The sequence below is a fragment of the Enterococcus sp. AMC1623 genome (genome assembly GCF_058216495.1).
On sequence record NZ_CM177096.1, the window covers coordinates 948,046 to 962,712 of the forward strand.

Here is a 14,667-nt window from a genome sequence, read left to right on the forward strand (position 1 = left end):
TATTTTTTCTCTACGCAAAAACAGTTCAACTTTCCTCAGTAAATCCGATTAATTTCACTGAGGAAAGTTATCGCTTCATTTAGAATGGTCATTTCTGCTTTATCTATAATATTGGGAATTTGGTTGAGTTGTCAACATTTGCATCCTACTCTTAAAAGATTAGCCAATTGAATGGTCAAACTACTCGCAATCGGCTATGCCTCTCTTGAACTACTTCCTTCAATTGCTTCAATCATTTGGGCTTCATTCCAGACGGTGACACCTAAACTTTCAGCTTTTGTTAATTTGCTTCCTGCTTCTTCACCTGCAACGACAATATCTGTTTTCTTTGACACACTACCAGTCACTTTTCCACCAAGATTCTCTATTTTTTCTTTGGCATCTTGACGGGTGTATGTTGTTAGTTTTCCTGTCAAAACAACTGTTTTATCTTTAAATGGTGATTCTACTGCAGCTATTTGACTCGTTGTTCGACCTAAATAATCAAAATTAACACCTGCAGCTTCCAATTCGTTCAACAATTCGTGAACTTCATTATTCTCAAAATAGGTTACGACGCTATCGGCAATGGTACTTCCCATACTATGCAAGTTCAAAATTTCTTCTTCATTGGCTTGACTTAATTTTCGAAGGGTTTCAAAATGTTCCATTAAAATTTTGGCAGCTTTCGAGCCAACATGTCGAATGCCTAAACCAAAAACTAAACGCTCGGCTGAATTGGTCTTACTTGCTTCAATTGCCGACAAGATGTTATTTGCTGATTTTTCTTTGATTTTATCTAAAGTCAATAAGTCTTCTTCTTTTAAAAAGTACAAGTCAGCCACATCTTGGACTAATTCTTTGTCAAACATTTGCGCTAATACGCGAGGACCTAAGCCTTCAATGTTCATCGCATTTCGCGAAACAAAATGACTTAACCCTTCTTTGATTTGAGCAGGACATTTGGGATTGATACAACGCAATGCCACTTCTTCATCTAAATGAATTAATTCACTGTCACAAATTGGACAATGACTTGGGATTGGATAAGGTTCACTGTCTTCTGGTCGCTTATCCAAAACGACTTGTGCCACTTCCGGAATAATATCGCCTGCTTTATAAATAATGACCGTATCACGCAAACGAATATCTTTCATTTCAATGTAATCACTATTATGCAAACTTGCTCGACTAACTGTCGTACCTGCTACACGAACCGGAGTCATTACTGCAGTTGGTGTCACAACTCCTGTTCGACCGATTGTCCATTCAATATCTTCAATGATTGTTTGGGCTTCTTCTGGTGGAAACTTATACGCAGCAGCCCAACGCGGTGCTTTAACCGTAAAGCCTAATTCTTCTTGTAAATGGAAGTCATTGACCTTAATAACCACGCCATCAATCTCGTAAGGTAGTTCGGTCCGATATTCGTGTAGTTCTTCAATGTACACCCAAACCTCATCAATTGTTTGACATAAACGACTCTCTGTATTAATACGAAATCCCAGTTGATCTAATTCCGCTAACATGTCGTGTTGCGTTTCTGCTTCCAGTGGCGCAACATCGGCTACAGCATATAAAAAAGTACTTAAATTACGTTTCGCTGTTACACCAGAATCCAATTGACGCAAACTTCCGGCAGCCGCATTACGTGGATTGGCAAAAACATCCAGACCTGCTTCCTCACGCTCTTGATTTAAACGTAAAAAAGAAGCTTTGGGCATATAACATTCTCCACGAACTTCTAGTGTGATTGGTTCGCGTAGTGTCATTGGAATCGATTTAACTGTTTTTAAGTTTTCTGTAATATTTTCACCCACACTACCATCACCACGGGTAGCACCGCGCACAAATTTGCCCTCTTCATACCGTAATGAAATAGACAAACCATCAATTTTCAACTCACATGTATAAGTAACAGGATGACCAACAGCTTTTTGAACACGTTGGTCAAAGGCTAAAATTTCTTCTTTACTAAACACATCATTTAAACTATACAATGGAATATCGTGAACTGCTTTTTCAAATCCTTCTAAAACAATTCCACCAACTCGTTGTGTGGGGGAGTCTTCTGTGACTAACTCAGGATGTTGAGCTTCTAATTCAACTAATTCTCGATAAAGAGCATCATATAAGTGATCCTCGATAGTGGGTTGATCTTTCACGTAATATTCATATGCATATTGATTTAATTGTGTTTTTAATTCGTCCATTCTTTGCGCAACTAAAGACTCTGCCATTTAATTGTGCTCCTTTACTTATATTTTTTCAATTGGGGCAAATGCCGCCAATAAACGTTTTACTCCTTGCTGTGCAAATGCCACGTCTAATTCCATGTCTTTTGCAGTACCGCTCACACGCACAACAGTTCCAGTTCCCCATTTTTTATGACTAACCTTATCGCCAGCTTTCCAATTTCCCGCATCGCCACCGGTTTCTTTTTTCGTAGAAACAGCTGGTTTAGTTGGTTGAGCTTGCTGATACACAGGTTTAAATACTTTCGGATTAAATGTTCCTCGAGAGCCATTCATTTGCACAGGTTGGGCTGCTCGTGCACTTGTCCCCTCCACTAAATCTGATTCAATTTCTGCTACAAAGCGAGAAGGCTGATTGTATTGGGTACGGCCATATAAGGTACGCGAAAATGCGTTGGTGAAGTAAAGCTTTTCTTCCGCTCGAGTAATGCCTACATACGCCAGACGACGTTCTTCTTCTAATTCACTTTCTTCCATTAATGAACGAGAAAGCGGGAATAAATTTTCTTCCATTCCGACTAAAAATACCACAGGAAATTCTAAACCTTTTGCCGCATGCAAGGTCATTAAAGTCACTTGCGTTGTTTCTTCTTCATAATTATCTAAATCTGAAAATAATGCTAAATCGTTTAAGAAAATAGATAACTTATCTTCCGGTGCATCGCCTTCTTCTTCAGAACGATTTTCGTATTGTTTATCAAATTCTTTGGTAACTGTTAAGAATTCTTCCAAATTTTCTAAACGAGCTTGTGATTCCAATGTATTTTGAATACGTAATTCATCCTTATAGCCACTTTTCTCTAAAACTTCTTCAGTTAATTCAGTAATGGTTAAATATGGAATCATTTGATGAAATTCTGCCATAATTTGGCCAAACTTACCAAGTTCCTTAGCTGCTTTTCCAGTAACAGTACTCAATTCAATATTTTGGGCAGCTTCTAATAATGGAAACCCATGTAATTCAGCAAACTGTCGCAACTTATCTAAAGAACCTGGTCCAACTCCTCGTTTCGGTACATTAATAATTCGTTCTAAGCTAAGTGAATCATCCGGATTCGCAATGGCACTTAGATAGGCTAAAATATCTTTAATTTCTTTCCGATCGTAGAATTTATGTCCTCCCACCATCGTATAAGGAATGTTAGATTTAACCAAAATATCTTCGACAGCACGAGATTGGGCATTCGTCCGATACAGCACTGCAAAATCGCCATAATCGCGGCCTTCATTGGCAATTTGATTTTGTATTTCGCGTATAACAAACTGTCCTTCATCACGTTCTGTTTGTCCACGATAATATTTGATACGTGGTCCTTCTTGATTTTCTGTCCACAAATTTTTATCGCGACGATTGCGATTATTTTGAATGACTTGGTTCGCTGCTTCTAAAATTGTTTTTGTTGAGCGATAGTTTTGTTCTAGCAAAATGACCTCAGCTTCTGGGTAGTCTTTTTCAAAGTCCAAAATATTTTGCATATCAGCGCCACGCCAACCATAAATACTTTGATCGGCATCACCGACAACACACAAATTTTTAAACCGCGCTGCTAGCATATTAACTAAAGTATATTGCGCGTGGTTGGTATCTTGATATTCATCTACATGAATATATTGGAATTTATTTTGATAAAAGGCTAACGCATCTGGGTTTTCTCTGAATAAACGAATGGTGTTCATAATTAAATCGTCAAAGTCCATACATTGATTTTGACGTAATTCTTTTTGATAAACTTCATAACAACGTCCAACAATTTGTTCAAAAAAATCACCTTGTAAATCTTGATAATCAGCAGGTGTTTGTAACGCATTTTTCGCATTCGAGATTGCCCCTAAAATAGAACGAGGGTCATATTTTTTCGGATCAATATTTAACTCTTTTAATACTCGTTTCATCAAGGTTAATTGTTCTGATGAGTCAATAATAGTAAAATTGCGGGAGTAGCCTATATGATCAACATCCCGTCGTAAAATTCGGACGCACATTGAGTGAAAGGTTGATACCCAAACGTCTTCGCCTTCTCTACCTAATAAATCTTTCACACGTTCTTTCATCTCTTTGGCTGCTTTATTGGTAAAGGTAATGGCTAAAATATTCCAAGGATTCATTCCTTTTTCTTCAATTAAATACGCAATGCGATGTGTTAGCACACGCGTTTTTCCACTTCCGGCACCAGCCATTAATAAGAGCGGTCCTTCTGTGCAGACAACCGCTTCTTTTTGTTTGGGATTCATTCCATTTAATAGTCTTTCTTTGGATGACATTCGACAAACATCCTTTCTTTATCAATCCTCTCAATTATAGCATTATCCGTCATTTCATAAAACCGAACAACATGATTTCCAAGAAAATTTACAAAAAAACTGACTATTTCTTTTGAAAATAGTCAGCTTATATTTATCGCAATTGGTTAGCAACCTCTTCTTGGACATAGACAGAAACCTGTCCATCATTTACTGGAAAGACACCTTTGCCATTTTCATCAAGGACAACTTTCGTTTCATTATTTCCTAAGACATCGACAAATGTTTTGTCGCGATGAATCGCACTAACCGTCATTTCTTTCTCACTGCCTTTACCATTCGTCATAACAACAGCTATACCTGAAGCAGGATCTTCAAAGTCGCCTGTTAAAACCCAACCAATACAGTCTGGATTATCAAAATAATCAATTTGATTCCCAAAATCTGTTTCATTTCGCAGTCTTAACAAAGCATGTAAATCATCCCCAACTGGTTGAATATCTTGCGCAGGAATACCATATAAATCTCCCCAGAACACAACCGGTATTCCTTGTTTACGAAGAAGCGTTAAAGTATAGGCATGTACTTTAAACCAACCGTCAATCCACGATTCTAAGCTTTGCCCTTTTTGCGTATCATGATTATCGACAAAAGTAACTGCAAAATCCTCACGAGAATCAACAAGCGTATGATTAAAAATTTGCGTCATATCGAATTCACCATTGGAATTTGCTGCTTCATAAAAATTAAAATGTAGCGGTACATCAAATAAATAAATTAAATTTCCTGACGAATCAAGATAGGTTTCTAATTTTTCCAAATCGTTCGACCAATATTCACCGACAACAAAAAGGCTTTTACCTTTTTCTTCACGACGATTGATTAACCAATCTACATAATAATCAAATTGAATATGTTTCACGGCGTCTAAACGGTACCCATCAACATTGGTTAATTCTTGATACCATTTTCCCCATTTATCCAACTGCTCAACTGTTTCAGGGTTTTCCATATCTAAATCGCAGCCCATTAAATAGTCGAAATTGCCATCTTCTTTATCGACTTCTTCATCCCAACCTTTATCGGCAAAATTATAAATTGCGTGTTCTTTGGTACGTGCATCATAATCAACACCAGAAAAATTTTTCCACGTCCAAACATAATCGTTGTACGTACCTTTTCGACCAGGATACGTAAATTTTGTCCACGCTTCAATTTCTTCTTCACCGCTGACTGCTTCTGTTCGATTCTCTGTATTGTATTGAACGGCAGGCACCGTTTCTGTTTCATCAGCGCCCATCAAATGATTAAAAACAATATCTGCATATACTTCCAATTCATTTTCATGTAAAGCTTGAATCGCCTGAAGATATTCGTCTTTTGTTCCATATTTTGTAGGAACTGTATCCTTTTGATCAAATTCTCCTAGATCATAATGGTCATAGACACCATATCCTACATCTTTAATCCCTGATGATGCTTTGTATGCTGGTGGTAACCACACAGCTGTAAAACCTAAGTCATGTAATTCTTTTGCTTTTTTTTGAATTGTTTGCCAATGTGTGGCATCAGCAGGTAAATCCCATTCGAAACCTTGTAAAATTGTTTTGTTTTTCATATGATGACCTCCCATATCTTCATTAAGCAAATTTTCTATTTATTTGTCAAATAATAGCTTGTTTTCATAAAATGATTTATTTTGAATGTTTTCTACTGATTTTGATTGATTTAAGCAAATAGGCATGTTAAAATACTCGATGAAGAGGTGAATGAAAATGCTTACAGAAGAGAGATATCAACATATCTTAACAAAAGTGGAAGAAAATGACATTGTTACGATTAATGAACTTCTACTCCCCCTCAAAGCATCGGAGTCTACCATTCGTCGAGATTTACAAAATCTGGAAAACCAAGGATTGCTCACTCGTATCCACGGCGGTGCAAAAAAACGACCCCGGTTGAATTTTGAAGCCACGATGAATGAGAAACAGCAACAGTTTCATACCGAGAAACTTGCTATCGCAAAAGCGGCAGCAAGCTTAATCACAAAAGAAGACGTTATTTACTTGGACGCGGGCACAACAACAATCGAAATGATTCCATTTATTCCAAATGATTTATCTATAAAAGTTGTGACCAATTCCGTGAAACACGCCTCTCTTTTAGTTGATCGAGAAATTGAAACAATTATTCTCGGCGGTGCAATCAAACTTTCTACAAATGCGACCCTAGGTTATGAAACATTGCGGCAATTAAAGCAATTTCATTTTAGTAAAGCATTTATGGGAATGAACGGTGCCCATTTAGAAGCTGGTTTCACCACTCCTGATCCAGAAGAGGCTGTCGTTAAGAAAATTGCTATGTCACAAAGTCAAATTGCTTTTGTTTTGTTGGATTGCTCCAAATTTCAACAGACAACCTTTACCCAAGTTGCATCATTAAAAGCAGCTGAAATTATTACAAATGAATGTCCAAAAGATATTTATCGTAAATTTCAACTGCAAACTAAAATTATGGAGGTAAAATCATGATTTACACAATGACTTTAAACCCTTCGATTGATTATATTGTTCATGTAAAGGATTTAAAAATGGGCGATGTCAATCGTATGTCACAAGACTTCAAACTTCCTGGTGGAAAAGGAATCAATGTTTCTCGTATTTTACAAAGAATTGATTCGACTTCTACTGCGTTAGGATTTTTAGGAGGATTTACAGGTTCTTTCATTGAAAACTGGATGGAACAAGAAGGCATTGATTGCCAATTTACACCAGTGAAAGAAGATACACGGATTAATGTCAAGCTAAAAGCCGAAGAAGAAACTGAGATTAATGGATTAGGTCCTGCTCTCTCTGATGAAGAAATTCAAAACTTGAAAGACGCGTTATCCCTTGTTTCTTCTGGTGATATTGTCGTTCTTTCAGGAAGTACTCCAGCAGGCTTGCGCAAAGGATTCTATCAAGAATTGATTCAATTAATTGAAGAAAAAGGCGCAGAATTTGTGATTGATACAACGGGCGATGATCTCTTACAAGCATTGAAACACCGTCCATTACTAGTAAAACCTAATAATCATGAATTAGCTGATTTATACCACACAACATTTGAATCCATCGATGATATTATCGAGCATGGGAAAAAATTATTAGCAGAAGGCGCAAAAAACGTTTTAATTTCAATGGCTGGTGATGGCGCTCTTTTAATTACAGAAGATGGCACTTACCAATCAAATGTTTTAAAACGTGAATTAAAAAATTCTGTGGGCGCTGGTGATTCGATGATTGCAGGTTTTATCGGGCAATATGCAAAAACACAAGATTCGGTTGAAGCGTTCAAATGGGGTGTTGCTTGTGGTAGTGCCACTGCTTTTTCAGATGACTTAGCTGAAGCTGCCTTTATTCAGGAACTACTTCCAGAAGTAGAAATCACAAAATTATAGGAGGTCTATAACATGCAAATCAATGACTTATTAATCAAAGATGCGATGATCATGGATTTACAAGCAACTGATAAAAAAGGTGCTATCGATGAAATGATTCAAAAAATGTACGATGCAGGCAGAATTTCTGACATTGAAACTTATAAAGAAGGAATTCTCGCTCGTGAAGCACAAACTTCAACAGGCTTAGGCGATGGCATTGCTATGCCTCATGCAAAAAATGCGGCTGTTAAAGAAGCGACAGTATTGTTTGCCAAAAGTAGTAAAGGAGTCGATTATGAAGCATTAGATGGTCAACCAACTTATCTGTTCTTTATGATTGCCGCTCCAGAAGGCGCAAATGACACTCATTTACAAGCTTTAGCTGCCCTATCTCGTCAATTAATCAACCCTGATTTTGTTGCAAAACTAAAAGTTGCTAAAACACCTGAAGAAGTTCAAGCAACTTTTGCCGAAGCGGAAAAAGCAGAAGCGGAAGAAAAAGCGGCGGAACAAGCGGCTGAAGCAACAATTGAAACAACAAGTGATCGTCCATTTATCGTAGCTGTAACAGCTTGCCCGACTGGTATTGCTCATACCTATATGGCTGAAGATTCTTTGAAGAAAAAAGCAAAAGAATTAGGTGTCGATATTAAAGTTGAAACAAATGGTTCTGAGGGCATTAAAAATCGTTTAACAACTCAAGATATTGAACGTGCAACTGGTGTCATCGTTGCTGCGGATAAAAAAGTTGAGATGGCTCGTTTTGATGGCAAACATTTAGTTAACCGTCCAGTTGGTGATGGTATTCGTAAAACAGAAGAACTAATCAATCTTGCCTTAAGTGGTTCTGCTCCAATTTATCATGGTGACGGTAGTGCATCTTCTGAAGAATCAAGCGAAAAAGGTTCTATCGGACAAGAAATCTACAAAAACTTAATGAATGGTGTTTCTCATATGTTACCATTCGTTATCGCTGGTGGGATTTTAATCGCCATTTCATTCATGGTTGATCAATTTATCGGTGTTCCTAATGATGCTTTAGGACAATTAGGTTCTTATAACCAAGCAGCTGCATGGTTTAACCAAATTGGTGGGGCTGCATTTGGCTTTATGTTACCGGTCTTAGCTGGTTTTATTGCAATGAGTATCGGTGACCGTCCTGGATTAGTTGCTGGTTTTGCTGCCGGTGCTTTAGCAAATGCTGGTGGTGCTGGGTTCTTAGGCGCTTTACTAGGTGGTTTCATTGCCGGATATGTGATTGTTTTCCTACGCAAACTATTAAAAGGATTGCCAAAGTCATTAGATGGTATTAAAACAATCTTGTTCTATCCTTTCTTTGGATTATTAATTACTGGATTCATCATGTTATTAGTCAATGTTCCTATGAAAGCTATCAATGATGGTTTAAATGGTTTCCTACAAAGTTTAGATGGTGCAAATGCTGCGTTATTAGGTGCCTTATTAGCAGGTATGATGGCGGCTGACTTAGGTGGACCAATTAACAAAGCAGCTTATGTATTCGGTACTGGTACAATTGCTGCAACAGTGGCACAAGGCGGTAGTATCGTGATGGCGGCTGTTATGGCAGGTGGTATGGTTCCACCATTAGCAATCTTTGTTGCAACTCGTTTATTTAAAAATAAATTTACAAAACAAGAAAATGAAGCTGGTTTAACAAACATTGTTATGGGTCTATCATTCGTAACAGAAGGCGCAATTCCATTTGCAGCTGCTGACCCATTACGTGCAATTCCAAGTTTCATTGTTGGTTCAGCATTAACTGGTGGATTAGTCGGTGCATTCGGTATTCGCTTGATGGCTCCTCATGGTGGTATCTTCGTAGTTCCATTGTTATCAAATCCATTATTATACTTAGCATTCGTGGCTATCGGTGCTGTGGTATCTGGTATCTTATTAGGTATTTTAAGAAAACCAATCGAAAAATAAAAAGAAGCGTCAAGTACATGTTACGTACTTGACGCTTTTTCTATTGGATAAATAGTACTTAAAGGCAAAAGTTCTACTTGCAGCTGAACCTCGCCTTTTTTGACAGAAAATACACTTTTCTTTCTGCCCATTTTTTCTTTGCTAAATAAAACATCGGACATGCGTTCTTTTAGTTTTGCTAAAGGAATTTTTGTCACATATTCATCTGGTAAAAAAAAGGTAATAATTGGCGTATAAGATTTATACTTTTTATCATCCAAATTAATGGCTAAATATTGACGCAAATAAAATTCGTATGCTTCTAATCCTTCGTCAATTGTCTGATCAACAAACAACGTAATAACTGTCTTCATCTTTCGCTGTCGTTCATTAATCAATGGGAAATAAGCCTGAGTATTTAAGGTTCCTTTTATTCGACTAACCTGTTCTTCTTTTGTCAGTGGATTATACATACGAGTAACAAAATGTGTGGATTGACTCTTAGGAACTGGCTGTAAAAAATCATTTTGATATTGAATGATTTGTAATAAATTAAAAGACGTGCGATATTCCACAAAGGGTTCGCGTAATACACCTACTCCGTTTAACCAACTCAATTGATCAATGCCTAGTTGATTCCGAAACATGCGCTGAAAATGTAAATTCGCCGGCGTATTCCAACGATAGGGATCTTTATATAGCTCCACTAAAATCGTTCCAGTTGCTAATTCCTCTACCCTATCAACTTGCTGTACCTCTCTAATCAAGTTTAGAGGTAAAATCTCGCTGTATGAAGGACTAAAATACATCTGCCAACAAGACGTTAGACAAAAACCGACATGAAAAATATCAAATCCAGCAAAATAATTCCCATCAATAATCACTTCGCCTTGGGTATTTTTCTTTTTCGGATAATGCGCCATTTCTTCTTCAGATTCAATTATTTTACGATAATTAGGCTGTTCAATATTGTGATATAAAAACTCATCGTAGGAACGAATATATGCAAACGTAGCTTTTTCCATTCGTAACTTGACATAATCAAAAATCATCGGCCGATTTTGTTCAAATTGTTCTTTTGTAAAATAATGACGCTCAAATAACACCTCATTATGCCGTTGAATAACTGTCTCACTCCATTGATCATGAATGCGCAAGATAAAATTATCTCCAAGCATTGCTGCATCAATCAATTTATCTTGAGTCTTTACTGAAAAAGGTAAGATTTGCTGGTTAAATTCAATATATAACGGATTAAATACAATCCGACCAAATGATAAACCATTCCTAATCCACTCTTGATACCGCTTTCCTTTTGGCGGTACAGCTTGTATGTAACAATACATTTTCTCTGTCAGTTGCATTTAATCACCCCCTGGATGTTTCCTTCACATTTATTGTAACATATGTGTTTTCTTTCAGTAGAGTGAAAAAGATTTTTTACGTGTATCTTCAGACTTTTCATGCTAAACTTTCTATAGTGGAGGTGACAGCATGAGTTTAAAATTCCAACGAGATGATTCTTTAGATAAAAAATTTGAAGAATTCGCCTTTTTTCCAGACGAAAAAAAAGAAGAAAAGAAACCAGATATTGAACGTTTCTTAAACCCGACACCTAAGAAAAAAGAAACTGACGAAAAAGATAAATAAAAAGAAGTGTTACAAACAGATTGTTTCTGAATGTAACACTTCTTTATTTGATTGCTTCTTCAATGGCTTGCCATGCTTCTTCTTTTCCTTGTTTCGTAACTGATGAAAAAAGAATAAATTTATCTGTTTTATCAAAATCTAGGGCTTTTTTGATGACACTTTCATGTTTATTCCATTTTCCACGAGGAATTTTATCCGCTTTTGTTGCAACCACAATCACAGGGATCTCGTAGTATTTTAAGAATTGATACATTTGAATATCCTCTTGTGTTGGCGCATGACGCAAGTCAATTAGCGATACGACTGCTCGCAATTGTTCACGTTGAGTTAAATACGTTTCAATCATTTTTCCCCATTTTGCACGCTCTGTTTTAGAAACTTTTGCATAACCATATCCAGGTACGTCTACAAAATGTAATGAATTTTCAATTAAATAAAAATTCAAGGTTTGTGTTTTCCCTGGTTTTGACGAAGTTCGTGCTAAGTTTTTTCTATTAATTAATGTATTAATGAAAGAGGATTTCCCTACATTCGAACGCCCGGCTAAAGCAATCTCAGGTAATTCTGTTTCTGGATATTGCGCTGGAGCAACAGCACTTATAACAATATCAGCTGAATGAACTTTCATGTGATTCTTCCTTTCGTAAAAACAGGAAACCGGATAGGAAAATCACTATCCGGTTTATTGCCTTACCCTGCTTTTTTTTCTTCTTTATAACTGATTAATGGTTCTGCTTCACCTTTAGCTGCTGCTTCAGTAATCGTTACTTTTTCAATTTCAGCTTTTGATGGTGCTTCAAACATAACATCCATCATAATGTCTTCAATAATTGAACGTAAGCCACGAGCACCTGTATTGCGTTCAATAGCTTTTTGAGCGATAGCTTTTAATGCTCCCGCTTCAAATTCAAGCTCTGTATCATCTAATGACATTAACTTCTTATATTGTTTCACTAAAGCATTTTTAGGTTCTGTCAAAATATGAACCAAATCATCCGTCGTCAATTTATCTAAAGCAGCCATCACTGGTAAGCGACCGATAAATTCTGGGATTAATCCGAATTTCAATAAGTCTTCAGGGATGATATGTTTCATAACACTCTCATCCTCGGCAATTTTTTGATTGTTTGAACCAAAACCAATTGTTTTTTCACCCATGCGGTTTTTAACAATTGTTTCAATTCCATCAAATGCTCCGCCTACAATAAAGAGAATATTCGTAGTATCAATTTGAATCATCTCTTGATGTGGATGTTTTCTGCCACCTTGAGGAGGAACGCTTGCGGTTGTTCCTTCCAAGATTTTAAGTAACGCTTGTTGCACACCTTCACCAGAAACATCACGTGTAATCGATACATTTTCACTTTTACGCGCAATTTTATCGATTTCATCAATGTAAATAATGCCCTTTTCTGCACGTTCTACATTATAATCTGCGGCTTGTAATAATTTCAACAAGATATTTTCAACATCTTCACCAACATAGCCAGCTTCTGTTAAACTGGTTGCATCTGCAATTGCAAAAGGCACGTTTAAACTTCTTGCTAGTGTTTGAGCTAAAAATGTTTTACCAGATCCAGTTGGTCCGATAAGACAGATATTACTTTTTTGTAGTTCCACATCGTCTTCTTCTGTTTTTTCTACATTTACGCGTTTATAATGGTTGTAAACCGCAACAGCTAATGCACGCTTCGCACGATCTTGTCCAATCACGTATTCATTTAAGACATCAAGAATTTCTTTTGGTTTTGGTACTTCCATAAATTCACGAATCGCTTCTTCGTAGAACTCTTCGTCAATGATTTCTTTACATAATTCAATGCATTCATCACAAATGTAGACACCAGGACCAGCTACGATTTTCTTCACTTCTTCTTGTGCTTTGCCACAAAAAGAGCAGCGTATCGGTTCATTTCCGTTAGTATTGTCGTACATGGTGTTCACCCCTTGATTTTTTCTTTCCGACTGGAAAAAAACATTTCTGACTTTAACAGTCTTTATCCATTTTAGCATAGTTCCTTAGAAAGAAAAAGCCTTTAAGCCTTGAGAATTAAGCTTTCTTAATGTAAAAATTTTCTGATAATAAATACGTATAAATAAAAAGTCTAAGCGATTTTTCTATCGCCTAGACTTTTCTTTAATTGGTAATCCACACTTCATTAATACCATTTCCTTTAGAAACGCCATCGGTTAGAACAAGACGTCCAGTAAATGAGGTATAACCATACAAGACTTGGCTCCCACCATTGTCCCATTTAATGGTAATTCTCACGTTAGGGTGAACGGTTTTCATTGCAGGAATTTTAGTCGGCTTTTGTTCATTGGTCTCATAACTTAGTGTATCACCACTATAATTCTCAACGGTTGCTTTACCAGTTTGAGCATCTTTCGTTACTCGACCATCTGTGCCAATCGTTAGCGAACTTTGATTTTGTTTTTCTTGCGCAAAGTAAAATCCATAGCTAGTTGCCCATGAAGCAAAATCTCCGACAAACACCGGATCACTTTTCTCTTCTTTTTTGTTGGCTTTTTCTTTTTTTGCTTGCTCTTCTTTCGCTTTTTGTTCTTGTTCTGCTTTTTTCTGTTCTGCTTCTTCTTTCGCTTTTGCAGCTTCAATTGCTGGTTGATTTTGAGCATGAATTTCATCTACAACTTTTTTAACTGAAGCATATTCTGAACGCGCTAGAACTTCTTCTGGAATCGTACTTAATTCTAATTCAGATTCTGAATAATTCCCTTCATCAGCTAAACGTTGCGCATTTTCAAGAATATCATCATATTTAGCACTCAAAGGTTCTTCTGAACTAGCCGTTGTTGAAACAATTGTACTTGCGGTTGTAGAAAGACTGGTTGTCTCGGTAGTTGAAATATCCGTCGCTTCAGTTATAGTTGCTTCTGGTTTGGTTGTAAAAACAGATAATAAAAACCATATAGCTAAACCAATTCCAAAAATAATTAAAAGCAGGGTAATAATCAAGGGATTTGGTCTCTTCTTCTTAATGATTTCTGATCGTTCTGCTTTGACTGGTGAAATTTTTTTCGCAACGACTGGTTCGACAGGCGTTTTTGGGGGTTCTTCTTTAGTTAACGGCACTTCTTTCGGAATTTCTTTTTCTATCTTTGTTCCACATTGACCGCAAAAATTTGCTCCTTCAAGTAATTCTTTGCCACAACTCGGACAGTACTTCATTTTTT

General features: G+C 36.8%; 11 protein-coding genes. 4 read left to right on the plus strand and 7 right to left on the minus strand.

All coding sequences use genetic code 11. From position 1 onward, the window contains the following. Window positions 1–194: 194 nt before the first annotated feature. From ligA to AC4BC7_RS04755, 3 genes are all read right to left on the minus strand, one after another. On the minus strand, window positions 195–2,219 hold the full coding sequence (gene ligA / locus AC4BC7_RS04745; RefSeq protein ID WP_490504004.1) for an NAD-dependent DNA ligase LigA: 2,025 nt from the start codon (window positions 2,217–2,219) through the stop codon (window positions 195–197). Between the two features lie 18 nt (window positions 2,220–2,237). After that, the gene (gene pcrA, locus AC4BC7_RS04750; RefSeq protein ID WP_490504005.1) at window positions 2,238–4,496 is read right to left on the minus strand and encodes a DNA helicase PcrA; all 2,259 of its coding nucleotides are present in this window, start codon (window positions 4,494–4,496) and stop codon (window positions 2,238–2,240) included. Between the two features lie 133 nt (window positions 4,497–4,629). Further along, complete coding sequence (locus tag AC4BC7_RS04755) at window positions 4,630–6,093, minus strand: alpha-amylase (protein WP_207940749.1); 1,464 nt, start codon at window positions 6,091–6,093, stop codon at window positions 4,630–4,632. A 157-nt stretch (window positions 6,094–6,250) separates the two neighbouring features. Between AC4BC7_RS04755 and AC4BC7_RS04760 the strand changes: the two genes are divergently transcribed. Genes AC4BC7_RS04760 through AC4BC7_RS04770 form a run of 3 tightly spaced genes read left to right on the plus strand, consistent with a single transcriptional unit; the run spans window position 6,251 to window position 9,843 of the window. Continuing rightward, on the plus strand, window positions 6,251–7,006 hold the full coding sequence (locus AC4BC7_RS04760; protein ID WP_207940750.1) for a DeoR/GlpR family DNA-binding transcription regulator: 756 nt from the start codon (window positions 6,251–6,253) through the stop codon (window positions 7,004–7,006). After that, complete coding sequence (gene pfkB, locus AC4BC7_RS04765) at window positions 7,003–7,914, plus strand: 1-phosphofructokinase (RefSeq protein ID WP_490504006.1); 912 nt, start codon at window positions 7,003–7,005, stop codon at window positions 7,912–7,914. Before AC4BC7_RS04760 ends, pfkB begins: the two co-directional genes overlap by 4 nt. Window positions 7,915–7,926: 12 nt before the next feature. Next, window positions 7,927–9,843: a PTS fructose transporter subunit IIABC gene (locus AC4BC7_RS04770; protein WP_490504007.1), complete on the plus strand. Its 1,917-nt coding sequence runs from the start codon at window positions 7,927–7,929 to the stop codon at window positions 9,841–9,843. 20 nt (window positions 9,844–9,863) lie between these two features. Here the strand turns inward: AC4BC7_RS04770 and AC4BC7_RS04775 are convergent, their stop codons facing one another. Beyond that, the gene (locus tag AC4BC7_RS04775) at window positions 9,864–11,186 is read right to left on the minus strand and encodes a hypothetical protein (protein WP_490504008.1); all 1,323 of its coding nucleotides are present in this window, start codon (window positions 11,184–11,186) and stop codon (window positions 9,864–9,866) included. Between the two features lie 130 nt (window positions 11,187–11,316). On the opposite strand from AC4BC7_RS04775, the gene AC4BC7_RS04780 reads away from it, so the two are divergent. Further along, window positions 11,317–11,472: an SPJ_0845 family protein gene (locus tag AC4BC7_RS04780; protein WP_490504009.1), complete on the plus strand. Its 156-nt coding sequence runs from the start codon at window positions 11,317–11,319 to the stop codon at window positions 11,470–11,472. Between the two features lie 43 nt (window positions 11,473–11,515). Here AC4BC7_RS04780 and yihA read toward each other — a convergent pair whose 3' ends face one another. From yihA to AC4BC7_RS04795, 3 genes are all read right to left on the minus strand, one after another. Continuing rightward, complete coding sequence (yihA, locus tag AC4BC7_RS04785) at window positions 11,516–12,100, minus strand: ribosome biogenesis GTP-binding protein YihA/YsxC (protein ID WP_490504010.1); 585 nt, start codon at window positions 12,098–12,100, stop codon at window positions 11,516–11,518. Window positions 12,101–12,162: 62 nt separating this feature from the next. Continuing rightward, on the minus strand, window positions 12,163–13,407 hold the full coding sequence (clpX, locus tag AC4BC7_RS04790) for an ATP-dependent Clp protease ATP-binding subunit ClpX (RefSeq protein ID WP_207940756.1): 1,245 nt from the start codon (window positions 13,405–13,407) through the stop codon (window positions 12,163–12,165). A gap of 202 nt (window positions 13,408–13,609) precedes the next feature. Beyond that, a complete protein-coding gene (locus tag AC4BC7_RS04795) occupies window positions 13,610–14,662 on the minus strand; it encodes a zinc ribbon domain-containing protein (protein ID WP_490504011.1) in 1,053 nt (350 codons plus the stop codon). Between the last annotated feature and the right edge of the window lie 5 nt (window positions 14,663–14,667).

Excerpts from the sequence above, each read along its gene's own strand:
- ligA (WP_490504004.1), bottom strand. The coding sequence starts at position 2,219 with ATGGCAGAGTCTTTAGTTGCGCAAAGAATGGACGAATTAAAAACACAA.
- pcrA (WP_490504005.1), bottom strand. The coding sequence starts at position 4,496 with ATGTCATCCAAAGAAAGACTATTAAATGGAATGAATCCCAAACAAAAA.
- AC4BC7_RS04755 (WP_207940749.1), bottom strand. The coding sequence starts at position 6,093 with ATGAAAAACAAAACAATTTTACAAGGTTTCGAATGGGATTTACCTGCT.
- AC4BC7_RS04760 (WP_207940750.1), top strand. The coding sequence starts at position 6,251 with ATGCTTACAGAAGAGAGATATCAACATATCTTAACAAAAGTGGAAGAA.
- pfkB (WP_490504006.1), top strand. The coding sequence starts at position 7,003 with ATGATTTACACAATGACTTTAAACCCTTCGATTGATTATATTGTTCAT.
- AC4BC7_RS04770 (WP_490504007.1), top strand. The coding sequence starts at position 7,927 with ATGCAAATCAATGACTTATTAATCAAAGATGCGATGATCATGGATTTA.
- AC4BC7_RS04775 (WP_490504008.1), bottom strand. The coding sequence starts at position 11,186 with ATGCAACTGACAGAGAAAATGTATTGTTACATACAAGCTGTACCGCCA.
- AC4BC7_RS04780 (WP_490504009.1), top strand. The coding sequence starts at position 11,317 with ATGAGTTTAAAATTCCAACGAGATGATTCTTTAGATAAAAAATTTGAA.
- yihA (WP_490504010.1), bottom strand. The coding sequence starts at position 12,100 with ATGAAAGTTCATTCAGCTGATATTGTTATAAGTGCTGTTGCTCCAGCG.
- clpX (WP_207940756.1), bottom strand. The coding sequence starts at position 13,407 with ATGTACGACAATACTAACGGAAATGAACCGATACGCTGCTCTTTTTGT.
- AC4BC7_RS04795 (WP_490504011.1), bottom strand. The coding sequence starts at position 14,662 with ATGAAGTACTGTCCGAGTTGTGGCAAAGAATTACTTGAAGGAGCAAAT.